Source organism: Methanocaldococcus vulcanius M7, assembly GCF_000024625.1.
Lineage (GTDB): Archaea > AGJL01 > Methanococci > Methanococcales > Methanocaldococcaceae > Methanocaldococcus > Methanocaldococcus vulcanius.
In genome coordinates this window covers 189,997-213,772 of the sequence record NC_013407.1, presented here as the reverse complement: position 1 = coordinate 213,772, position 23,776 = coordinate 189,997, and the positions used below count along the sequence as shown (strand labels likewise).

At 30.8% G+C, this 23,776-nt stretch carries 28 protein-coding genes; 18 read left to right on the top strand and 10 right to left on the bottom strand.

Annotated features, from left to right (window positions below; translation table 11 throughout):
* Window positions 1-48 precede the first annotated feature (48 nt).
* From METVU_RS01065 to METVU_RS01020, 10 genes are all read left to right on the top strand, one after another.
* The gene (locus tag METVU_RS01065) at window positions 49-600 is read left to right on the top strand and encodes a 50S ribosomal protein L6 (RefSeq protein WP_012819627.1); all 552 of its coding nucleotides are present in this window, start codon (window positions 49-51) and stop codon (window positions 598-600) included.
* Between the two features lie 54 nt (window positions 601-654).
* Window positions 655-1,068, top strand: a complete 414-nt coding sequence (locus METVU_RS01060) for a 50S ribosomal protein L32e (RefSeq protein ID WP_012819626.1) — start codon at window positions 655-657, stop codon at window positions 1,066-1,068.
* 61 nt (window positions 1,069-1,129) lie between these two features.
* Window positions 1,130-1,576, top strand: coding sequence for a 50S ribosomal protein L19e (locus METVU_RS01055; protein ID WP_012819625.1), 447 nt, complete (start codon window positions 1,130-1,132; stop codon window positions 1,574-1,576).
* A 54-nt stretch (window positions 1,577-1,630) separates the two neighbouring features.
* Entirely contained in the window at window positions 1,631-2,218 is a 588-nt protein-coding gene (locus METVU_RS01050) for a 50S ribosomal protein L18 (RefSeq protein WP_012819624.1), read from the top strand.
* Between the two features lie 9 nt (window positions 2,219-2,227).
* The gene (gene rpsE, locus METVU_RS01045; RefSeq protein WP_012819623.1) at window positions 2,228-2,881 is read left to right on the top strand and encodes a 30S ribosomal protein S5; all 654 of its coding nucleotides are present in this window, start codon (window positions 2,228-2,230) and stop codon (window positions 2,879-2,881) included.
* A gap of 97 nt (window positions 2,882-2,978) precedes the next feature.
* On the top strand, window positions 2,979-3,443 hold the full coding sequence (gene rpmD / locus METVU_RS01040; RefSeq protein WP_012819622.1) for a 50S ribosomal protein L30: 465 nt from the start codon (window positions 2,979-2,981) through the stop codon (window positions 3,441-3,443).
* Window positions 3,444-3,458: 15 nt separating this feature from the next.
* On the top strand, window positions 3,459-3,890 hold the full coding sequence (locus METVU_RS01035) for an uL15 family ribosomal protein (RefSeq protein WP_012819621.1): 432 nt from the start codon (window positions 3,459-3,461) through the stop codon (window positions 3,888-3,890).
* A 292-nt stretch (window positions 3,891-4,182) separates the two neighbouring features.
* Complete coding sequence (gene secY, locus METVU_RS01030; protein ID WP_012819620.1) at window positions 4,183-5,493, top strand: preprotein translocase subunit SecY; 1,311 nt, start codon at window positions 4,183-4,185, stop codon at window positions 5,491-5,493.
* 122 nt (window positions 5,494-5,615) lie between these two features.
* Complete coding sequence (locus METVU_RS01025) at window positions 5,616-6,194, top strand: adenylate kinase (protein ID WP_012819619.1); 579 nt, start codon at window positions 5,616-5,618, stop codon at window positions 6,192-6,194.
* A gap of 135 nt (window positions 6,195-6,329) precedes the next feature.
* Complete coding sequence (locus tag METVU_RS01020) at window positions 6,330-6,926, top strand: EMC3/TMCO1 family protein (RefSeq protein WP_012819618.1); 597 nt, start codon at window positions 6,330-6,332, stop codon at window positions 6,924-6,926.
* A 162-nt stretch (window positions 6,927-7,088) separates the two neighbouring features.
* Here METVU_RS01020 and METVU_RS01015 read toward each other — a convergent pair whose 3' ends face one another.
* A complete protein-coding gene (locus METVU_RS01015; RefSeq protein ID WP_048196663.1) occupies window positions 7,089-7,697 on the bottom strand; it encodes a TIGR00288 family NYN domain-containing protein in 609 nt (202 codons plus the stop codon).
* Window positions 7,698-7,837: 140 nt separating this feature from the next.
* Here METVU_RS01015 and METVU_RS01010 point away from each other — a divergent pair, with 140 nt between their 5' ends.
* Window positions 7,838-8,134, top strand: coding sequence for a hypothetical protein (locus METVU_RS01010; RefSeq protein ID WP_012819616.1), 297 nt, complete (start codon window positions 7,838-7,840; stop codon window positions 8,132-8,134).
* Here the strand turns inward: METVU_RS01010 and dph2 are convergent.
* From dph2 to METVU_RS00965, 8 genes are all read right to left on the bottom strand, one after another.
* Window positions 8,131-9,123, bottom strand: coding sequence for a diphthamide biosynthesis enzyme Dph2 (gene dph2 / locus METVU_RS01005; protein WP_048196662.1), 993 nt, complete (start codon window positions 9,121-9,123; stop codon window positions 8,131-8,133). The two genes, METVU_RS01010 and dph2, sit on opposite strands and share 4 nt — an antisense overlap.
* Before the next feature lie 10 nt (window positions 9,124-9,133).
* A complete protein-coding gene (locus tag METVU_RS01000) occupies window positions 9,134-10,234 on the bottom strand; it encodes an OBG GTPase family GTP-binding protein (protein ID WP_012819614.1) in 1,101 nt (366 codons plus the stop codon).
* Between the two features lie 425 nt (window positions 10,235-10,659).
* A complete protein-coding gene (locus METVU_RS00995; protein WP_010870842.1) occupies window positions 10,660-10,929 on the bottom strand; it encodes an ArsR/SmtB family transcription factor in 270 nt (89 codons plus the stop codon).
* 173 nt (window positions 10,930-11,102) lie between these two features.
* Window positions 11,103-11,807 carry a molybdopterin-guanine dinucleotide biosynthesis protein B gene (mobB, locus tag METVU_RS00990; protein WP_048196661.1) on the bottom strand — a complete coding sequence of 235 codons (705 nt, stop codon included), beginning with the start codon at window positions 11,805-11,807 and terminating at the stop codon, window positions 11,103-11,105.
* Window positions 11,808-12,110: 303 nt separating this feature from the next.
* Entirely contained in the window at window positions 12,111-13,052 is a 942-nt protein-coding gene (locus METVU_RS00985) for a flippase-like domain-containing protein (protein ID WP_012819612.1), read from the bottom strand.
* Between the two features lies 1 nt (window position 13,053).
* Entirely contained in the window at window positions 13,054-14,247 is a 1,194-nt protein-coding gene (locus METVU_RS00980) for a tripartite tricarboxylate transporter permease (protein ID WP_153232552.1), read from the bottom strand.
* A gap of 439 nt (window positions 14,248-14,686) precedes the next feature.
* Complete coding sequence (locus tag METVU_RS00970) at window positions 14,687-15,403, bottom strand: glycosyltransferase family 2 protein (RefSeq protein WP_012819609.1); 717 nt, start codon at window positions 15,401-15,403, stop codon at window positions 14,687-14,689.
* Between the two features lies 1 nt (window position 15,404).
* Window positions 15,405-17,222: a glycosyltransferase family protein gene (locus METVU_RS00965; RefSeq protein WP_012819608.1), complete on the bottom strand. Its 1,818-nt coding sequence runs from the start codon at window positions 17,220-17,222 to the stop codon at window positions 15,405-15,407.
* A gap of 338 nt (window positions 17,223-17,560) precedes the next feature.
* Here METVU_RS00965 and METVU_RS00960 point away from each other — a divergent pair, with 338 nt between their 5' ends.
* The 7 genes from METVU_RS00960 to METVU_RS00930 all read left to right on the top strand — a co-directional run bounded on the left by METVU_RS00960 (window position 17,561) and on the right by METVU_RS00930 (window position 22,621).
* Complete coding sequence (locus METVU_RS00960) at window positions 17,561-17,962, top strand: secondary thiamine-phosphate synthase enzyme YjbQ (RefSeq protein WP_048196660.1); 402 nt, start codon at window positions 17,561-17,563, stop codon at window positions 17,960-17,962.
* Between the two features lie 115 nt (window positions 17,963-18,077).
* Window positions 18,078-18,455, top strand: coding sequence for a helix-turn-helix domain-containing protein (locus METVU_RS00955; RefSeq protein WP_012819606.1), 378 nt, complete (start codon window positions 18,078-18,080; stop codon window positions 18,453-18,455).
* Between the two features lie 177 nt (window positions 18,456-18,632).
* Window positions 18,633-19,217 (top strand): flavodoxin family protein, encoded by a 585-nt coding sequence (locus METVU_RS00950; protein WP_012819605.1) that lies wholly within the window; start codon window positions 18,633-18,635, stop codon window positions 19,215-19,217.
* A 223-nt stretch (window positions 19,218-19,440) separates the two neighbouring features.
* On the top strand, window positions 19,441-20,292 hold the full coding sequence (aroE, locus tag METVU_RS00945) for a shikimate dehydrogenase (RefSeq protein ID WP_012819604.1): 852 nt from the start codon (window positions 19,441-19,443) through the stop codon (window positions 20,290-20,292).
* 78 nt (window positions 20,293-20,370) lie between these two features.
* A complete protein-coding gene (gene rsmA / locus METVU_RS00940) occupies window positions 20,371-21,195 on the top strand; it encodes a 16S rRNA (adenine(1518)-N(6)/adenine(1519)-N(6))-dimethyltransferase RsmA (protein ID WP_012819603.1) in 825 nt (274 codons plus the stop codon).
* Window positions 21,196-21,234: 39 nt separating this feature from the next.
* Window positions 21,235-21,705, top strand: coding sequence for a phosphopantetheine adenylyltransferase (locus tag METVU_RS00935; RefSeq protein WP_012819602.1), 471 nt, complete (start codon window positions 21,235-21,237; stop codon window positions 21,703-21,705).
* 1 nt (window position 21,706) lies between these two features.
* A complete protein-coding gene (locus tag METVU_RS00930; RefSeq protein ID WP_012819601.1) occupies window positions 21,707-22,621 on the top strand; it encodes an AEC family transporter in 915 nt (304 codons plus the stop codon).
* Here the strand turns inward: METVU_RS00930 and cofG are convergent.
* A complete protein-coding gene (gene cofG, locus METVU_RS00925; protein ID WP_012819600.1) occupies window positions 22,612-23,706 on the bottom strand; it encodes a 7,8-didemethyl-8-hydroxy-5-deazariboflavin synthase subunit CofG in 1,095 nt (364 codons plus the stop codon). The two genes, METVU_RS00930 and cofG, sit on opposite strands and share 10 nt — an antisense overlap.
* Window positions 23,707-23,776: the final 70 nt, after the last annotated feature.

Below are 23,776 nucleotides of genomic sequence, written 5' to 3'. Positions count from 1 at the left end.
ATATAAACCAAAACACGGTTAGAAAACTTAAATCTTTGAGGTGAGTTTATGCCAGTTGCCGCCTATATTGAAGAAAGAATAAAGATCCCCGAAAATGTTCAAATCGAAGTAAACGACAATAATGAAGTTATAGTAAAAAGCGGAGGAAATGAATTAAGAAGAAGATTTGAACATTCCAATGTGAAAATTAAAAAAGAAGGGGATGAAGTAATTATCTTCTGTGAATACCCAAGAAGAAAAGACAAAGCAATGATTGGAACAATAAGGGCACACATTAACAATATGATAAAAGGAGTTACAGAGGGCTTTACCTATAAATTAAAAATTAGATATGCCCACTTCCCAATGAAAGTTAGTGTTAAAGGAAACGAAGTTATTATTGAGAACTTCTTAGGAGAAAAACACCCAAGAAGAGCAAAAATAATGGAAGGAGTTAAAGTTAAAGTTAGTGGAGAAGATGTTATTGTTAGCGGAATAGACAAAGAAAAAGTTGGACAGACCGCTGCTAACATAGAACAGGCAACAAGAATCAAAGGAAGAGATCCAAGGGTCTTCCAAGACGGAATTTACATTGTAGAGAAAGCAGGAAAAATAATTTAAACATTTAAAATTAGAAAATTGATAAATAAATAGAAAAAATGCTGAGGGAGAACCATGAACAGATTGTTAAGGTTAAGGTTCAAATTAAAAATGAAAAAACCTGACTTCATAAGACAAGAGGCACACAGACATAAAAGATTAGGGGAAAAATGGAGAAAACCAAAAGGAAGACACAGCAAGATGAGATTAAAGTGGAAGGAAAAACCTGCTATTGTAGAGGTTGGATACAGAAGTCCAAAGGCAGTTAGGGGCTTACACCCTTGCGGTTTAGAGGATGTATTAGTTTACAATGTAAAAGATATAGAAAAATTAAATCCTGAAACACAGGGGGCAAGAATTGCTTCAACTGTTGGTAAAAGGAAGAAAATTGAGATAATTAAAAGAGCAAGAGAACTCGGGATAAAAATATTAAACATCTCACAAGAAAAACAGGAAGAACTTTTAAAATCATTAGAAAAGGAAGAATAACACATTTTATTTGAGATGAGCTTAAATCCTTAATCAGTTTTTACAATAACAAGGTGATATTATGGATGTATCTGTTCAGAGGAGAATGGCATCTGAACTCCTAAAATGTGGAATTGAGAGAGTATGGATTGATCCTGAACAGTTGGATAGAGTAAAAATGGCCATGTCAAAGGACGATATAAGGGTCTTAATAAAAGAGGGCGTTATTAAGAAGAAACAAAAGAAAGGAATTAGTAGTGCGAGAGTTAAAAAATTGAAAGAGCAAAGGAAAAAAGGTAGAAGAAGAGGACCAGGTTCAAGAAGAGGAGCTGCTGGTGCAAGAACTCCACCAAAAGAAAAATGGATGTCAACAATTAGGGCATTAAGAAAAACATTAAAACAATTAAGAGATGAAGGAAAGATTGATAGAAGTGTTTATAGAAAACTTTACAGAATGGCAAAAGGAGGAGCATTCAGAAGCAGAGGCCACCTCTTCCTATACATGAAAGAACACGAACTTTTAAAATAAATTTTAAATAAAATTGATTTAAATTATCAAAATTTTATTAAAAGGTGAGGAAACATGGCAAAAGGTCCAATATATAGGGTCAAATTTAGGAGAAGAAGAGAAGCAAAAACCGATTATAGAAGAAGATTAAGATTACTCCTATCAAAAAAACCAAGATTAGTGGCGAGAAAATCATTAAATCACTGTATAGCTCAAATTGTATTGTATGATGAAAAAGGAGATAAAACTGTTGTCTCCGCCCACTCAAGAGAACTTATAAAACTCGGATACAAAGGACACACTGGAAACTTACCTTCTGCTTATCTAACCGGGTACTTACTTGGAAAAAAGGCATTAGCAAATGGATACACTGAGGCAGTTTTAGATATTGGATTACATAGGGCTACGAAAGGAAATGCAATCTTTGCAATATTAAAAGGAGCCATAGATGCAGGATTAGAAATTCCTCATGGAGATGAATCCCTACCACCAGAAGATAGGATAAGAGGAGAACACATAAAGGCCTATGCTGAAATGTTAAAAGAGGAAGATGAAGAAAGATACAAAAAACAATTTTCAAAGTATTTAGAAAAAGGATTAGAGCCAGAAAAATTGCCAGAACACTTCGATGAAATAAAGGCAAAAATTGATAGTATGTTTTAAGGTGAGACAATGAGATTCAACATAGAAGAGTGGGAACCAAAAACTACCGTTGGAAGAATGGTTAAAGAAGGGCAAATAACAGATATTGATTATATATTAGATAACAACTTGCCAATTTTAGAACCGGAAATAGTAGATGCTTTATTACCCGACTTAGAAGAGAAAGTTTTAGACGTTAAATTAGTCCAAAGAATGCACAAATCAGGTAGAAGAGCAAGATTTAGAGCTACTGTTGTTGTTGGAAACAAGAACGGATACGTTGGAGTTGGAAAAGGTAAAGCGAAAGAAGTTGGGCCAGCAATAAGAAAGGCAATAGCCCAAGCAAAGAAAAATATTATAAGAGTTAAAAGAGGTTGTGGTTCTTGGGAGTGTGGTTGTGGAACACCCCACTCAATTCCATATAAGGGTTATGGAAAGTGTGGAAGTACTGCAATAGAGATACTACCCGCTCCTAAGGGAGTTGGTTTAGTTGCTGGAGATGTCGCTAAGGCGGTTCTTAGTTTAGCTGGAATTAAAGATGTGTGGACGAAAACATTTGGAGAAACAAGAACCACTTACAACTTCGCAATGGCTACATTTGAGGCATTAAAGAGTTTGAACTTTACGAGAGTTATGGAAAAACACAAGGAGAAATTAGGGGTTCTTGAAGGAAGGGTTTTATAATTCTACAATTAATATTTTGTTTTTCATGAAAAAGAGGATTTTTCGTTGAATGTTATTTTAACATTATATACGTATTATAATATTTAAGGTGATCAACATGGCGTATGCTGTTGTTAGGATAAGAGGGAGAATCGGAGTAAGGAGAGATATTGCAGACACATTAAAAATGCTAAGATTAAATAAAGTAAATCACTGTGTAATTGTCCCCGAAACAGAAACATTTAAAGGAATGATACAAAAAGTTAAGGACTACGTAACCTATGGAGAAATTGATAAAGATACTCTAATCAAACTTATTTTAAAGAGAGGAAGATTACCAGGAAACAAAAGAGTAAATGAAGAATTAATAAAAGAGTTAACAGGAATGAACGTTGAGGACTTAGCTGAAAAAATTATAAATGGAGAAATAAAATTAAAAGAAACACCATTAAAGCCAGTGTTTAGATTACATCCTCCTAAGAAAGGATTCGAAAGAGGAGGTATTAAAAAACCATTTAGTATAGGAGGAGCTTTAGGATATAGAGGAGAAAAAATCAACGAATTATTAGAAAAAATGATGTAAGGAAGGTGATCAAATATGATTAGAAAGAAAAGAAAAGTAAAAAAGATTAGAGGATCAAGAACTTGCGGAGGAGGAAGTCATAAAAAAAGGAGAGGAGCTGGAAATAAGGGAGGAAGAGGAATGGCTGGTGGATTAAAACATAAATGGACATGGATTATTAAAAATTGCCCCGACTACTTTGGAAAATATGGGTTTAAGAGACATCCAAAGTTAGTAAAAGAGTTAGAAACAATAAACGTAGGAGATCTTGAAGAGATGATATTGAAAAACCCAGAGATGTTCGAAAAAGAAGGAGACAAGTTTGTGGTCGATGTGGTAGAGTTAGGTTATGAAAAGGTCTTAGGAAAAGGTAAAATAACCATCCCAATGATCGTTAAAGCAGTTGAAGTTTCAGAAAAAGCCAGAATGAAGATCGAGGAAGTAGGTGGAGAGGTTGTTGAGCTCTAATTTATTAATTATTCTTTTTTTATTTTTAATTTTTGAATTTGATCTTGGCACGTTTTATGAAAATATAGAAAGAACTATTTTATTAGATTATCTAAATATAGAGAATTTAAAGAACAATTTACAATCATATTTTTTATACAATACTCTCAAATTTATAAATGTCAAATTTGTAAATATGTTGTTTTTATTTTGTGATCTTAATTCACTAAAAATTTATACTACAAACTACTAACTTAAAAAATTATCCCGATCAAATGCCCAAACATAAAAAGGTGATACCTTGGAAAATTTTATGAGAAAATTAATTCCAATACTGGAAAAAATTCCGGAAGTTGAGTTGCCTGTTAGAGAGATCCCATTCAAAGAGCGACTAAAATGGACGGGTATAGTTCTGATCCTTTATTTTATTATGGGATGTATTGATGTATATACAGCAGGGGCGCAAATTCCTGCAATATTCGAATTTTGGCAAACAATAACCGCATCAAGAATCGGAACACTGATAACGCTCGGTATTGGGCCAATAGTCACTGCTGGAATAATAATGCAGTTGTTGGTGGGATCTGGATTAATACAGATGGATCTTTCCATTCCTGAAAATAGGGCACTGTTCCAAGGATGTCAAAAACTCCTCTCAATAATAATGTGTTTTGTAGAAGCAGTTCTATTCGTTGGAGCAGGTGCCTTTGGAGCATTAACACCACTGTTAGCACTTTTAGTAGTTCTACAAATAGCATTTGGATCTATAATACTGATCTACTTGGATGAAATTGTTTCAAAATATGGAATTGGTTCAGGAATTGGATTGTTTATTGCCGCAGGTGTCTCTCAAACCATATTCGTGGGGGCTTTTGGTCCAGAAGGTTATCTATGGAAGTTCTTAGGATCTCTAATTGAAGGAGCACCTAATATAGAGTACATCGCCCCTATAATCGGAACAATAATTGTCTTCCTAATGGTTGTATATGCAGAGTGTATGAGAGTTGAAATTCCATTAGCCCATGGAAGGATTAAGGGAGCGGTAGGAAAATATCCTATAAAATTTGTTTACACATCAAACATCCCTGTTATATTGGCATCTGCATTATTTGCTAACGTTCAACTTTGGGGATTAGCCCTTTATAGGGCAGGAGTTCCAATACTGGGACACTATGAAGGTGGGAGACCAATAGACGGGATCGCATACTATCTCTCCACACCGTATGGGTTGTCAAGTATTGTCTCAGATCCAATACATGCGATCATTTACATGATTGCAATGATTATTACGTGTGTAGTGTTTGGGATGTTCTGGGTAGAAACAACGGGGCTGGATCCAAAGAGTATGGCTAAGAGGATAGGATCTTTAAATATGGCAATTAAAGGATTTAGAAAAAGTGAAAAAGCAATAGAGCATAGATTAAAAAGATACATCCCTCCTTTAACTGTAATGAGCTCTGCCTTCGTCGGTTTCTTGGCAACCATCGCGAACTTTATAGGTGCATTAGGAGGAGGAACTGGGGTCTTATTAACGGTTTCTATCGTTTATAGAATGTATGAGCAACTATTAAAAGAAAAAGTAAGTGAGTTGCACCCAACCATAGCAAAACTATTAAATAAGTAAAAAGAATATAAAAAAAATAAAAATAATTAAGATAGAAATAGTTTAAGAATGATTAAACAAGGTTAAAAAAGTATTAAAAATTTTATTTAAAAAGAGAATCAAAGATTTTGGGGTGATGATATATGAAAAACAAGGTTGTAGTCATTGTAGGAGTTCCGGGTGTTGGATCTACAACAGTGACAAACAAGGCCATTGAGGAATTAAAAAAAGAAGGAATAAATTATGAAATAGTAAATTTTGGAACAGTAATGTTTGAGATCGCTAAGGAGGAGGGTTTAGTAGAGCATAGAGATCAGTTGAGAAAACTACCTCCAGAAGAGCAGAAGAGAATACAGAGATTAGCTGGAAGAAGAATTGCTGAAATGGCAAAAACTTCCAATATTGTTGTTGATACACACAGTACGATAAAAACACCAAAAGGTTATCTTCCTGGACTTCCTGCATGGGTATTGGAGGAATTAAAGCCGGATATTATTGTCTTAGTTGAAGCAGATAATGATGAAATATTAATGAGAAGGTTAAAAGATGAAACAAGACAGAGGGACTTTGAATCAACGGAGGATATTGCAGAACATATGTTTATGAATAGATGTGCTGCAATGACTTATGCTGTCTTAACTGGTGCAACAGTAAAGATCATTAAAAACAATGACTTCTTACTTGATAAGGCAGTGAAGGAACTCGTAGAAGTTTTAAAGTAAAAATTATAAAATAACTAATAAAACATTAATAAATATTAATTTTTATTAAATTAAGTTTAATAACCTTTTAATATCTATAAACTTTTATAATTAGCGTTTATGCAAATTTAAAAATTTTTATTTAAAGGTGAGTAGATGTTTGGCTCGATCTTTGATCTGTATTACAAAACGCTTGATGCAATTTTTATGCCGATCATTAAGGTTATGCATCCTGCGTTAGCGATTTTAGTTATTGCAATAATCGTCTCATTGATCATAAACCTTGCTACAAAATTACTTGTTGATCAGGAAAGGGTTGCTGAATTAAAAAGAGAGATTCAAGAGTATCAGGTAAAATTCAAAAAAATGTCTAAAAATCCAGAAATGATGCAAAAACTCCAAGAGGAACAGCAAAAAATGATGCAGTTGAATGCAGAATTGATGAAAATGAGTTTAAAACCTATGGTCTATACATGGGTGCCGATAATATTGATATTCATTTATTTGAGACATGTTTATGGATTTGGAGGTATCTATCAGGAGTTAAATCCCGGATGGAATGGAGTAGTGGTGTATTTACCGACGATACTCTCAAAAATCCTGTTTATAAACTTCTGGCATTGGCTTGGATCTCTTATATACAAAGGAGGATTCAAAATTGTCTCAAATTCTGCACTGGGATGGCTTGGTTGGTATATTCTCTGTTCATTTGCAACATCAACAGTGCTTAGAAAGGTTTTGGGTATAAAATAATAAAAAATAAAAATATAATATAAAAATATAAAAGAACATAAAAGATAAAAATAAACGAACATCATATAATATATCATATATCATGTCAAAGTAGTTTTAGTAAATTTTTGTGTATTCTTTTATCTTTAATATCTTTAATTTTTTGTGCTATTATAGGGTTTATTAAGTTGTATTAGTTCTTTCTTTATTATTTTCATTTTCTTTTTCATTTTTTCCATTGTTATCTTTATGCTTCTCCTCTACTTTTAAAAATTTGTTCTTTTTCTTTTTTTCTAATTTTTCCTTGTCTAATTGGAATTCTTCTCCTATTTTTATAACATAGTCGGCAATATTTTGTAGAGCGGTTGAAAATCCCGGCTCAGCCCCAATAACTATAACCTTCTTTCCCCTTTCTTTTGCCTTCCTTATTGCAGGTAGAAAATCAGCATCTCTCGTTACGTAGGCAATGGTATCAATATTGGGGTTAAAAACCAACTCTGTTGCATCGACAGCCATCTCAACATCCACATCTCCAGCAGATATTTTCGGCTCAAAACCTTGATTAATCACTGCCTCTATCAACTTGTCTGAGGCATATTGATTTAAATAAACTCTTCCAATTACAATATCTCCAAATTCATTTAACACTTCTCTTATTTTATCCAAATCAATATTAAACTCTTTTCTTAGCATATTAGGTCCATCTATTAACAGTGCAATCCTATGTTCCCCCTTCCTCCTAACCGCCTTTTCATAAATTTTACTTGTTAAATTCTCCAATTTTTTCCACATAATTTCACCAAACACTATTAATGGAAAATAATTAACAAACACTACTCTTCGAAACAGAATATATTTATAATAGCAAAGCGTAGTAATTTAATAGTTTGGTTTTGATAGTATAAAATATATGCCCACTGAGAGGTGATCATATGCACTCTTGTCCCTACTGCGGAAAGGATTGTATAAACGAAGAAGCAGTGAATATGTATTTAAGAATGGTAAAGAAATTTTTTAAATATCAAAATAAAGATAGTGAGATTACCTTTGAAAGGTATCCTACTGTTGGAGAAGTTGGAGAGTGTAAAGAAACCGGGGGGAGGATATATCTCTGCCCTTACTGTGAAAAACCATTTAAAGCATACTATAAAAATGAGGAGGTAGTTATTAACTGTCCTCACTGTGGTAAGATACTGGCTCTTCCCGCAACGAACAGGACATTTTGTTAATAAAAATCGCTCTCTTTAATCTCATCAAATTGATATTCTAATCGATTTTGGAGAAATAGTTTAAACTCTTCTGGGGTGTAAATTGGCTTTTTATATAATATATGATCATCTAAAACGATTCTCGGACATGCAACGATTATATAGCAGTCAACATCATAAAACAATAATTCAGGAGAGATATTGTCCATGAGTATCGGTAAATAAGGAATATTGTTATCTTTAAGTAGGGTTATGATTTCTTTAAACACTTTTTTTCTACACTGTCCTTTTTTCGTGGAGAGAACAACTCCCACTTTTTTTGGATGTTTAAGCATTAGTTTGGATATTGAAGCAATCCTCTTTTTTATAAATCTTTTTATTTCCTCCTCTACAATTTTATCAAAACATTTTGATACTGGGTTGAATATAAAAACCTCTTTTTGATACTTGTATGAAAGCATTAAAGGATGAAATCTTCCAGTTCCTACGTATAAAATTACTGTTCCCTCTTTAATATTTCCTCTGCATCCTAAAATTATACTTGGATTGAGGTCTTTTAGTAGTTCTTTATATTGTATGGTTGTGGCTATTGAGACATGTCTTCCTTCTTTTTCTAAATTTTTTATAAATTCATTTAGTTTGTCTAATATATCTTTTTTCTCTTCTCTGCTAAATATATGATATGCTGGAATAAAAAGCGTTTTTAGTTTTGGTATTGCATAACTTAATCTCTCATGGCCATAGTGAACTATAAGATCAATATTTAATTTCTCTACATGATCGTCTATTAAATCACATGCTCCAAAGCATGAATTGCCCCACAGATAGAACTCAACATCCTCTCCTTTAAAATATTCTTCCATCTTTTCAATCTCTTTTTCAACCGCGAGTTTTAAACCCTCAGGTGCTTGAAATACTACTTTTACTGACTCATTATTTTTTTCTGTTTTCTTTTTATTTAATATTTCTTCTATGGTTTTTATAACTCGTTCTGTTTCTAAATCAAACAAATACTTCACCTTACCTCTTTATCACGATAGTTAATATATCCTCATCTTCTAACCTATGATCTAATCCAACTCTCTGCCCCGGATGTTTTGCTGATTTTCCCCAGACCTGTGCATATCTGAAATTCTTAACAAAGTCCTTGTGAAGTTTTTCACATACATCTTTTACAGTAGATCCTTTTCTCATTATTAACGGCTCATCAAAATCAGGTTTTTTACCTTGCGGTTTTAAGTATATCTTTATAAATCCTAATTTTTCATAAATTTTTTCTTTTAAAAGATCTAAATTTATGTTTTTATTTCCAGATACAAGAATATAATCCTTTCCAAATTCTTCTAACTTCTGCTTTATATATTTTAAATAGTTCTCATCTGCCAGGTCGATCTTGTTAACCACAACAAGAGAAGGAATATAAACCCTATTTCCAGAGACAACGTCTATAAACTGCTCTAATGTTATATCCTCTCTTATAACTACATCTGCATTATGTATTCTATATTCGTTTAAGATTGCCTCTACGGTATCTTCGTCAATATGGGTTAAAGGAACTGTTGAGCTAACATTTATCCCGCCTCTTTCTTTAACTTTTATTTTAACATCTGGTGGCTTCTGGTCTAACCTAATTCCTACATTGTATAGTTCTTTTTCCAAGACAGGGAGGTGATCAAGTGTGTAAATATCTACTGTCAATAGTATTAGATCTGCACTTCTTACTGCTGATAGTACCTCTGTCCCTCTTCCCTTTCCAGAAGAAGCTCCTACAATAATACCCGGAGCGTCTAAAAGTTGTATTTTTGCACCTTTGTAATTTAAAACTCCTGGAACTATTGTTAGTGTTGTGAATGCATATGCTCCTACTTCTGAGTTTGCATTTGTAAGTTTGTTTAAGAGTGTGGATTTTCCAACTGATGGGAATCCAACAAATGCAGCAGTGGCATCTCCACTTTTTTTAACTGCATATCCTTTTCCACCACCCCCTCCTCTACTTTGGGACTGTTCTCTCAACCTGGCTAATTTTGCTTTTAATCTTCCTATGTGTTTTTGAGTTGCTTTGTTGTAGGGGGTATTTTTGAGTTCTTCTTCTATTCTCTTAATTTCTTCTTCAATTCCCACCGAGATCACCGAAAATAATTGTTGTTTTAGTTTATTTTTTATTTAGGTTATATGAGATATATAGAATTTGCATATCTATTTATTTTTTTATTATTTTTTTATTTTTCATTGTTTTTAATTGCGAAAATAGGTGTATTTGTATAAAAGCACTTATACTTTAAATTTACTGAAAAAATTTTTTAAAATAATAAAAATAATAAAAAAGTAATTCTATATAGTTTAAAAATTTAAATCTAAAAAGTAAAAATTATGAAAGTTATGCTGTAAATCTTTCTATTTCGTTTTAAAACTTTTAATATAAAATTTAATATAAAAATTTTAGGAATTTCTTTGTCACCATATCCTCATTTTCTTTTTTCACTTAAACTTTAAACCTTTTTAAGGTTTCTTCAAACGTCTATAATTTAATTTTAATATTTAGATGTTTATAATTCATCGACTAACTTTATGATCTCTTTAACTCTATCATCTACTATGTAATAGAAGTTCCAAGTTCCTTCTTTTCTTGCTTTGACTATTCCTGCTTTTTTTAGTATGTTTAAGTGGTGTGAGATTGTTGGCTGTGGCTTTTTCAGCTCGTCTATGATTTTGCAGACGCACATGCTTCCATTCTCCGCCAACAGCTTTAATATCATTAATCTTGTTGGATCTCCAAATGCCTTAAATATTTCTGCTGCTTTTTCGTACTTTTCCATTTCTATCCCCCTCGAATTTTTTTGATTTTTCCGTAAAATGTTTGAGTATATTTTCGAAGGCATATTTTTCCATATTGATGTTTAAATTACGCCACAACTTTACTATAATATACTACTATTATTTAAATATTTTGGTTTTGACTATTTATTTATATTGATTCGTTTATACCAAATCACTTTAATTTTGATATGTCGATTTCCACTTTAATATTTTTCGGATTTTCGACTCCCTTGAGTGTTTCAATCATCGCTTTTATTGTGTTGCCGACGATCTTCGATACAAAAGGAACGGCAGGAATTATTTTACCATCAACAATTATTTTTATACCTTTCGCTAAGACACAATCACTCCACTTTGCCTCATCTTCCACAACCGCCTTTACAAAAGATTTACAATTGTATCCACAGTGTCCACAGTTTAGGTTCATTGTTGGAACTACTGCCTTTTCGTAAATAACATTTAAAATTTCTTCAATGTTGTAATTGTAGTCCTCAATTATAAGGGCAGTGTGGTCATCTATTAACTCGCTTCCTTCTTTATTTTTCAACATCACGATCTTTGGAATATTTAGTCGCTTTAATGCCTCTTTAAATCCTTCAATGATTACAAAATCAATGTCATAGTTTATTAAAAGCGATAATATTGTCTCTAAATCCATCCTGTCGGTGAAGAAAACCGTTCTCTCATCAGTCGCTAAGATTGTAACCTCTGCCCCAGCATTTGAGAGTCGATGTGTGTCGCTTCCTTCTTTATCTACCTCTACTCTATCACTGCTATGTTTTATCACTGCTATCTTTTTGTCAGAGTTCTTTAAAATATTTTCAATCAGTGTTGTTTTGCCTGAATCTTTGTAGCCAATGATACCAATTACTCTCATTATTATCACCATTTCTCATAAAAAAGATGTATCCTCAGAATATTTAAAGGTTGTGCATCCTCTTACATAATTAAAATAATTTTAATTTATTTAAAGTTTATTTAAGAAAATTTTAAACCAGTTGTGGTTTAACAATCGAAATCAATAGATTTGTATATATATTGATTAATAAACTGTTCCTTAAATAAATACCCACATAAAAAATCATAATATCCGAATGATTAATTTCAATATTAATAGTTTTTATCTTATATTTTTATTCTTAAAATTTTATTATTTATTAAATTCAGTAATTTATTTTATTTATTTTTTCATATCATTGATAGAAAATAAGATCGCTCCAAAAAACACAATAGAAAAATAAGATATTAACCGATAGAGTATAAGGACTGCGAAACTTTCACTATATCCTAAATTTTTTAATTTTAATATATATATTAATGCATAGTCCACAATTCCCAAACCTGAAGGAGTTAATGGAATCGCAGTTAGTAGAGAAGATGCAAGATCTGAAAAAATTCCAAAGATTATGCTCAATTTAAGGTTTAGTGCTAAAAATATAAAATAAATAGTCAATCCTTCAATTAGCCATCCGAGAAAAGATAAAGTCGTTATAATAGGTAATGTTTCCAATTTCACGGCTTTTAGACCCTTTTCAAAATTCATTAAAATTCCTTCTATCCTCCTATTTTTTAAATTTAATCTGCTATTTATTACTAAAAATCCAATAATAAACAAAATTAGTAAAAGTATGATAATAACTCCCCATTTTATTGAATATAAAATTTCATTTGGAATATTTGCCTCAAAAGATAAATAAGCAGAAATAAATAAAATCGAAATCATTGCCACAAGGTCAAAAATTCTCTCAATAAAGACAGTTCCAAATCCTAAAGATATTGATTTCTCTGTCTTCTTTTTTAGTAAATACCCTCTATAAACATCTCCCAACTTAGCAGGAACCAATGAATTTACAAACATTGAAAGATAATAGATCAAAAATGCATCTTTCAAATTCAGATCAATTTTTGCATTTTTTAAGAAGAGTTTCCAACGATAGCTTTTAATCACTATTGATAAATAGAACATTGCTATTGCAAGGAGATAATAAATAATATTCAAATTTTTTAAAATAATCAATACTTTATCAAGGTCGATTTTGGAGATAATGTATAATATTATGATAAAAGACAATACAAAGGAAGCAACTGTCCTTTTATTTAATATCTGCTTTTTTAAATCCATCCTAACCCCTCAAAAACATAATTATCGTTGGAAATATTAACACATTCATCATATTGGATAATTTTGAGTTGCTTTTTACTGCTAAAAGGCCAATACAAACAGCAGTTAGGTAGACAACAATATGATGTATTAAGTAGAGATTATAACTTCCAACAACCACTACAAGTGAGCAAAAAGCAATAAAAAACAGGGATAAAATTTTAAAGTTCACTTTTTGGATAAACAATAAAATATATTTCGATAGATTTAATAATATAATTACTGCTACTGTGGCAGTTATTAATATTGAAAAAATTGCAGTATTCATACTAAGATCCACGTTTAAAAGTTGTATTGCTCTTGCAACACCACTTCTCCCAATTCCAATAAAGATAACTGCTAATATAGAAAAAATCTCGTTGGATAAAATAATACTCCCCTGAGAAACGATAAAGTTTTTTAAATCCTTTTCTTTTAATATTTTACTTAAAATATAGTTCAACTGAGATCCGCTAATTCCTGGCAAAAATATTCTAAAAAATCCAAATATTGAAGCAAAAAGTGATGATTTTAAAAATTTTAAATCAAAATTTGGAAATGTTATTATCTGATTTTTTATTTTATAGGTTTTTAAGTTGTTTATTAACAGTGGAATTCCAAACATTCCAGTAAATATGGCTGTTAATGTTATGCTAAATGCTTCACTACAATACAAAACCGCAATTCCAAAAATTCCTGATAAGAATATAACTAAAATTTCCCAGATAGATTTTGCTGTAAAAATTTGATAGAGGATAAAAGCAATTAGAATAAAAGGAATAAATATCTTTATATGATGATAAAACACTTTTACATCAAAATGTAAAATTGAAATAACAAATAAACTAATAAGTATTGAAAAAACAACACCCAAATAACTTCCAAATCCAGCTAATACAATTGCCTCATATCCTCTTCCATTTAAAGTTAATTTGTGCATTGGTAGAGCAGAGACAGCGGTCTCATCATCTGGAACTCCTAAAAAAGCGGAAGGAATAAAATTTATAAAGTAGTGGGTAATAACCAATCCGATTAAAAATAGTATATAATTGTCCACCCCAAAATATGGTAAAATTAAAAAAGATAAAGCAACGATATTATTTGGATGAATACCAGGAAACAAACCAGTTATAGTTCCACATATTATTCCTAAGGATAGATAGGGGATCTTATATATAAAATTCACAATTTCACCGAAATTTAGTTTATGGGATAGTTATGAGTATTTTATTGTTTTTAACTATCTTAATGTTAATGTATTTAATAAATCCAATAAATAGTAGTGAGGAAAAAATTATTATGAGTCCTTTTCTCTCAGTATTTTATATCATTAGTTTTTCTTATATATTATCGTTTATAGGATTTCCAATGTATAAAATATATTATCTTTTTCCTTTAATTGCTATATTAATTTTAAAGATAATTGTGGAATTTACAAAAAATAAAAATAAAGAAATAATTTTTCGCTTGGGAGCTCTAAAAATTCAAAGAGTTAATTTAAAAATAAACCATATTTTGCTAATTTTGATTATAACTTGTGCGTTATGTTTCTCATTTTGAATCTATATATTTTATCACCATATTAAAATTAAAATAAAAAGTGATAATGTTTTTTATTACTGTTTTACTGATTTAAGTTTTTTTCTAAACTTTAATAAGTTAATAAAATTATCAATACCATCTTTTACGGGATCTAGTTTTTTCTTACCTATCCTTTTTCTATAAGTAATTGGAATTTCTAAAAATTTGAATCCCAAATATATGGCATATAACTTTATTTCTTGGGAAAATGGCATTCCTTCACTCATAATATCAAAATTCATTTTTTCAATAACCTCTCTTTTAAATATCCACATTCCGGATTGGGAATCTTTTATATTTACATTATAGATCATATTTATCAAAAAGGTTAAGACCTTGTTCCCGATATAATTTATAAAAGGCATTGAATTTTTTTCTAAATTTGCAAATCTATCCGTATTTATAAAATCAACATTATTTTTTTCAATAATTTGTAAAAATTTTGGAATATCCTCAAAAGGATAAGTTCCATCTGCATCTCCTGTAATTATTATATCTCCTCCTGCTTCTTTCAAACCTTTTTTATATGCGTTGCCATATCCTTTATTACGCTCAAATACAACTTTCGCTCCTAAGCTCTTAGCGATTTTTCCAGTACTATCCGAGGAATTATTGTCTACCACTATTATTTCGAAATCATACCCTTTAATTTTTTCTATAGTATTTTTTATTAATTCGAGAGTTTTTCCAATTGCTTTCTCCTCGTTATATGCAGGGATCACAATTGACACTTTTTTTATCTCATGGCTCATTTTAATTCACCTTAATCTTATACAACACTGCTAATGTCTTCCCATCTTTTGTATAATTCCAGACCTCAACCAAATATTTGTTTAAGTCGGGCTTCCATGGATTTGTAAAGTTATAGTAGTTTTGAGGAGATATTATAAGGAGATGGAACTTTCTAATATCTTTACTTCTACAAGAAGGATCGATCCAGAAATACATTGGAATGTATTTAACATCATATTCATTCAGATATTCCCTATTTTTTTCTGTATCATAAGTCATTAGTGGATCAAATATACCAACTATCCTTCCATATTTATCTATTTGGAACTCGGTATTTATCCAGTTATAATCCCAATACAAATATTTTATATGATATTTTTTTATTAGTTCCAATTTTTTCTTTGTGTCATTGCCGTATAGTATTACCGCAGCATCCATGTCTCGCTGAGGAAGGTTTATATATGGATCGTTCTGTTGAGCCCATCTGTCAACCATAACTTTTCTTCCACTTATCGCGTTTATTACAAAACTTAACTCTTTGGTTGAGAGTATAACATCGTTTACACTTGTATGAGTCAGAAGATAGTGTTGTAAAGATATATACATCTCAGGCATTGGCTCTTTTCCAACATTAGCCCATTTGTCATTTTCTATATAATTGATAAATGCATATGCAGAGTTTGCAAATAATATCACAAATACAATCCCAAACACGGCAATTTTTTTGTTCAGAGTTTCAGTTAGTTGTAAGTTTATTTTTAAATAGTTTAATCCAAATGTAGCGAATAATATTGTCGTTGCCCAGAGATAAAAGTAGGACATATAGTTCGGAATGAAGTTTATGTGAAATAGGGGTTCAGTTATGAAGTAGCTAAAAGTAGAGATAAGAGATCCAATAGCAAAGACCTTTAAAAATTCTTTTAAATCATTTTTCTCCAGTTTAAAATACCCATAAATTCCGATCCATAGTAACAGTGTTGTTATCGCTCCACCAATTGAACTAAAATTAAATAAATAACTTTTTATTGTGTTGAATAAAAACTTTATTTGCACGTCTAATCTTCCAAAATCCATAATATCCATGTGAAATCTGTCATAGGGTCTATGTAGGTGGTAAACAAATATCGGCTTATACCAATAGAGCATTAATACAGGAAATGCAACAATTCCAAAAACTACCCAATTTTTTATATTTTCTTTTAAATATTCCAAAATGTTATTTTTATTTTTATAAATCTCATAAATAACAAAAGTTGCTATTATCAAAGTCGCTCCAACAAACGCAATCATGTGTGATAATGTTAATAAACCATAGATCAATCCCAATAATGCGTAATATATGGATCTTCTCTCTTTGAATGAGAGATAAAGGAATAATATAAACAGTGGAATCATAACTTGATGAGTAAAGTTTGTATATTTCAATATTGGATAGACATTTATCCCATTCGCTAAGATAACCCCAATTAATGCAATCCAATCATCTTTAAATAGAACTCTAAATAGACAGAACCATATAACACTTGCTACAACAAATAACACTATTGAAAAATATAGCATTCCTTTCATTGTATCTAAATTAAATAGATCACAAAACTTAGCACAGAGGTAACCATAAACTGGAAGATAGCCAGGAACTCCTCCAAGCATTGAAGAACTATCTAATGGATTTCCACCATCTCTTATGTGCCATATTTCTCCCATTTGGTAGTAGTAATCTCCTCCATAAAGTGGAGATGGAAGAGATTTGAAGTCGGAGATTCCACTATATTGAATAAATGCACCAAGAATTATATATATTGCAAGCAGTAATAAGGGTAATCTATAATCTAATTTCATAATTTCCCTCTCATTTTTAGTTTTTTGTATTTCCCTTAGTTTCCTATTAATCGTGTAATCTTATATTTTGTTATTTATTCATTTGTTAAAATTTTAGTGCATTCTATAAATATCTTTTGCGTTATCTTTCTTTTATTCAAAATATAAAAATATATAATATAATGATTATATAATACAATCATTTATAATTAATATAAATATTAGGTTATTGAATATCAATTAGGTTGTTTTTTACCCTCTATTTTTCGTTAATTTATCAAACGCGTAAATTTTAAAAACTATTTCAAAAAACATTTAAGTAATTTTAAAAACATTTAAAACCTTTTGTGGTGATGATCATGTTATTTGTCCAAAAAATAATAACAAAAAATAGAGAAGAGTTCGTAGATATAACTGAGGTTGTGATCTCCGCAATTTCAAAATCAGGAGTCAAAAGTGGAATAGCGGTTATCTACACTCCTCACACAACTGCGGGAATAACCATCAACGAAAATGCAGATCCTTCGGTAAAATATGATATGATTAAATTCTTATCATCAAAAATTCCAAGAAATTGGGATTTTACGCACTTAGAGGGAAATTCCGATGCACATATAAAAAGTTCACTAATTGGCTGTTCAGAAACAGTTATTATTGAAGATGGAAAACCTTTATTAGGCACTTGGCAGGGCATATTCTTTGCAGAATTTGACGGTCCAAGAAATAGAACTATTTATATAAAAATTTTGGAAGATAAGTAATATGTAATTAATAAACAGTTAATAATTAGCGTCTCTACATTAACACTTTTGTAATTTTTATGATATTATGTATTGCAATATTTAAAATAATAAAATAAAGAGAAATTGTGGTATAATGAATGAGTTTATTCTTGATAGATTAAAGAAGTTTACTATTGAAGATTTGATGAGGTGTATTTTAGGATTACAAGAAATTGAAATAAGGATATATTTCGACCTACTGGAAAATGGAGAAGGTAGTGTGTTAGATGTTGCTGAGAGAGTTAATAGGGATAGAACCACTGTTCAAAAAGCTTTGAGGAGTTTAATGAACTGTGGATTAGTAAACAGAAAAAAAATAACTGAGACAGTTGGTTATAAATATATATATAGTGCGGTTGAGTTAGATAAAGTAGGAGAGATTATGGAAGAACTGCTGGATGAGTGGTATAGTAATGTTAAAAAATGGTTAAATTATTTCAAAGAGAATAGGTGCAATAATAGTCAAATATGAAGCGTTATATTGTTATTGGAATAAAATTACACTTAATACATAAAAAATTACAATAATACTATGGGAATGTTAACGTTAAAATAATATCAAAATAATATAAAAATACAAAAATTAGTTGCAAATTGAACACCTTAAAAATCGGAAAATTTATAATATGAACAATTCGTGGTGAGGATTATGAAAGTAATTGGAATAAGCGGAAGTCCAAGACCAGAAGGAAATACCACCTTACTCGTCAAGGAAGCTCTAAAAGTAATTGAAAATGAAGGAATTGATGTTGAGTTCATCTCCCTCGCAAATAAAGAACTAAATCCATGTATCGGATGTAATCTATGTAAAGAAGAAGGAAAATGTCCAATAATCGATGATGTTGAAGAAATATTGGAAAAAATGAAAGAAGCAGATGGAATCATATTAGGATCCCCCGTTTACTTTGGGGGTGTCTCCGCTCAGTTAAAAATGCTAATGGATAGATCAAGACCTTTAAGGATCGGATTCCAACTAAAAAATAAAGTTGGTGGAGCAATAGCAGTCGGAGCCAGTAGAAATGGAGGTCAAGAAACAACTATTCAACAGATACATAACTTTTTCTTAATACATGCAAGTATAGTTGTTGGAGACAGCGATCCAACAGCTCACTATGGAGGAACTGGCGTTGGAAAGTCCCCAGAGGACTGTAAAAACGATACAATTGGATTAGAAACTGCAAGAAATTTAGGTAAAAAGGTTGCTGAGGTTGTGAAGTTGATCAATAAAAAATAATGAAAATAAAATATAAAAATATATTGGTAGAAAAATCTCAACTTTTTGTTTTATCTTATTTGCCACATTTATAGTGTTTATTTTATGAATATAATATTACCTTTATCAGAATTAATTAATTCTAATTTTTGATAATTTCACTTTTTAATTACAACAGAGGTAAACTATTGAAAAGATAGATAATAAAAAAGAAAAAACATAAAAAAGTTTTGCGAGGGAAAGTATGATAAATGCTAAAACAAAAGTTGTAGGGTTGATAGGTCATCCGGTTGAACATTCTTTCTCTCCAATAATGCATAATACTGCTTTTAAAGACAAAAAACTAAATTATGTTTATGTTGCGTTTGATGTTCTTCCCGAGCACTTAGGAGATGCAATAAAAGGAGCCAAATCTCTTGGAATTGTTGGATTTAATATAACAATTCCGCATAAGATTGAAGTTATGAAATATTTAGATGAAATTGATAAAGATGCAAAATTAATCGGAGCAGTAAATACAGTAAAGATAGATAATGGTAAAGCAATTGGATATAATACTGATGGTATAGGAGCAAGAAGGGCACTTGAGGAAGAGATCGGAGAGGTTAAAGGAAAAAATATTGTAGTTTATGGTGCAGGAGGGGCTGGAAGAGCCGTGGCGTTTGAATTAGCAAAAAACAACAGGATAATAATCGCAAACAGAACCATAGAAAAAGCTAAAAATTTAGCAAAGGAAATTGCAGAAAAATTAAATAAAAAATTTGGTGAGGAGGTAAAATTTAGCGACTTAAATGTAGATCTGAGTGATGTTGATATAGTTATTAACGCTACACCAATAGGGATGTATCCAAATGTGGATGTTGAACCAATAGTTAAAGCAGATAAGTTAAGAGAGGATATGGTAGTTATGGATCTGGTATATAACCCTTTAGAGACCGTTTTATTAAAAGAAGCAAAAAAAGCAAATGCAAAGGCCATAAACGGGTTGGGAATGCTAATTCATCAAGGTGCAGTAGCTTTTAAGATATGGACGGGAGTGGAGCCAAATGTTGAGGTTATGAGAAACGCTATAAAAGAGTTTTTAAGATTGTGCTAAGAGGATCTTATTTATAAATTTAAATAATTTTGAATAATATCTATTTAATTTTTGTATATTGATTTGCAGAGTGAAATAATGTTTAAACCAAAGAAAAAATTAGGGCAGTGTTTTTTAATAGACAAAAATTTTGTTAATAAGGCAGTGGAATCCGCAAATTTAACAAAGGATGATATTGTCTTAGAGATTGGCTTAGGAAAAGGAATTTTAACAGAGGAGTTAGCTAAACATGCTAAAAAGGTTTATGTTATTGAGATAGATAAGAGTTTAGAGTCCTATGCTAACAAATTAAAAGAAAACTATAACAATATAGAAATTATCTGGAATGATGCATTGAAAGTTGATTTAAACACGTTAGATTTCAATAAGGTTATTGCTAATCTTCCATATCAAATATCTTCTCCTATAACTTTTAAACTAATAAAAAAGGGCTTTGATTTGGCTGTTTTGATGTATCAGTATGAGTTTGCTAAGAGAATGGTAGCTAAGGAAGGAACGAAGGATTATGGAAGGTTAAGTGTGGCGGTGCAATCAAGAGCAGATGTTGAATTTATAACAAAAGTCCCCCCAACTGCTTTTCATCCAAAACCAAAGATTCACTCTGCCCTTATAAAAATAAAACTCAATAAGAATAAATATCAAATAGAAAATGAAATCTTCTTCGATAATTTTTTAAGGGCTGTATTTCAACATAGGAATAAATCTGTTAGAAAGGCACTGATCGATTCTTCGAAAGAACTTGGCTATTCAAAGGAAGAGATGAAAAAGATATTAATAAAATTTTCTGAAAAAGAAAAAATTGGTTCTTTAATTGAAAATAAAGTTTTTAAACTATCTGTTGGAGAGTTTGTATTTCTGTCAAATGAACTCTACCGATTTCTGCATTTACATGATGATAAATGATAAGTAGAGAATAAAAAAATAAAATGAGAGATGCTTTCTATGAAAAAGAAAAAATTAAAAGTTGTGGTCGGAGGAACGTTTGATATACTGCATAGAGGGCATAAGGAGTTGTTAAAGTTTTCATCATCATTAGGAAAGCTCACTGTTGGAATAACAAGCGATGAATTTGCAAAAAAATATAAAAAACATCAAATAAACGATCTAAAAACAAGGATAAGCAATTTAAAAAAGTTTTTAGATGAGGTCAATGCAGATTATGAAATAAAAATAATAGATAATGCATATGGTGATGCCGTAGAGGAGGATTATGATATTATAGTTGTTACAGAAGAGACAGTAAAAAATGCAGAAAAAATAAATAAATTAAGGATAAAAAAAGGTTTAAAACCAATTGATATAGTAGTATTCAATAGGGTGTTGGCAAAAAATGGAAAACCAATTTCAACTACGAGAATAAGGTCGGGAGAGATTGATGAAGAAGGAAATTTAAAGAGAACGTTAAGTGGTTAGTATGGATGTGGTTTTGATCGTTTTAGTTTTGATTCTAACTGGATATATTTTAAAAATTTTTAATATTTTAAAAGAAGAGGATGCAAAAATCTTAAATAATATCGTTATCTACGCAACTATGCCTTCAACTATCTTTTTAACAATTTTAAAGAACGTTGCTCCTTCACAAATATTTGAATTTTTAAAATTACCGATTATAATTTTTGTCTGCTGTTTTATTGTAGGAATCTTGGCATTTATAACTGGAAAATACATTTTTAAATTAGAAAACAATAAACTCGGATCTTTGATATTGGTGTCTATGCTTGGAAATACTGGTTTTTTAGGTTATCCTGTGATCTTAGGAATGTTTGGCTATACTGGCTTAGCAAGAGCAATATTTTGCGATTTAGGAGGGGTTTTTGCAACCATGTTATTGGGAACCTATATTGGGATAAAATTTGGAAAAGGAAAGGGAAAAAACGTATTAAAAGAGATGATAAAGTTCCCTCCACTTATAACTGGAATATCTACTGTAATATTAGTATTTCTTGGATTTAAATTGAGTTATCTCCCAAATTTCATATTAAAATCATTAAATTATTTATCATCTGCAACAGTTCCTCTTATTATGATGTCCCTTGGACTATCTTTATCCCCAAGAGCATTAAAATTCGGAGTTTTTTGGGGTATTGTGGCTTCAATATTCCGTTTTCTTGTTTCTCCAAGTATTGCGTTTACACTTTCAAACATACTTAATGTGTATGGATTAGACAGAAACGTTGTTTTAGTTGAGAGTTCAATGCCCTCAGCCATGATGACTCTTGTTTTAGGGACGCTCTATGAGTTGGATATTAAAATGATCGCCTCTTCCATATTCATTACAACAGTGCTTTCGTTTATTGTTATTGCAGTGTGGAACTACATCTATCTCTGATCTTTTAAAATGTCTATTTTAATCTTTTCATAAACTTTTTCACTGAGCCATTCTCTACTTATATACTTATCATAAACTGGAAGTCGCATCTTCAACTCTAAACCCAACTCCTCAGTCCATCTTCTCAATTCTTCAACTTCTGGCCACTCTGCCTCTGGATTTACATAGTCCTTTGTTAGTGGAGAAATCCCTCCCCAATCATCAACTCCTGCCAATAAAAATAACTGTCCCGTTTCCCTATTTAAGTTTGGAGGAATTTGAATGGAAATATCATCAAGTATAAGTTTTGCCAAAATAATGACCTTTAACATCTTTACAGGAGATGGTTCCTTAAAATTTTCCATTGGAATGCCTTTCTTAGCCCTAAAATTCTGAATTATCACTTCTTGGATATGGCCATACTTTTTATATATTTTTCTTATCGCAAATAACGACTCAACGATCTCCTCATTTGTCTCCCCTATTCCAATCAACAATCCAGTTGTGAAAGGGATCTTTAACTTCCCTGCATTTTCTATCATCTCTATTCTTAATCTTGGATCTTTTCCTGGACTGTATTTGTGAGCTATTGTATTCATCAACCTCTCCGAAACATTTTCTAACATTAAACCCATAGACGCGTTAACCTCTTTTAACATCTTTAACTCTTCATAACTTAAAATTCCACAATTCGTATGTGGTAATAGGGAGGAGTTATTTAACGTCCAATCCTCTAAGTAGTATAGATACTCTAAAATGTTATCAAAACCCATAGATCTTAATTGTTCTTTAATTTTTTCGTTTTCATCCACATTTTCTCCAAATGTAAATAACGCTTCCCTACATCCAAGTTTATCTCCTCTCAAAATGATCTCTTTAACCTCAGATGGTTTCATCAATTTTGGTTTATCCTCTCTAAAAATACAATAGCCACACTTATTTCTACACCATTTTGAAAGAGGAATAAATACATTTTTTGAATAGGTTATGCATCTCCTTCTATCTTTTTCATGTGTTCCTTTTTTGCTTATTTTAGACAACATATCCAAGATATTCTCAGTTGATGATGAGTTTAGAAAATCTACCGCTTCTTTTTTAGTTATCATACTCTCACCCTAAAAAATATTCAAAAACCTTTAACACAAAGAATATATAGAAAGGAAAATATAAAATAAA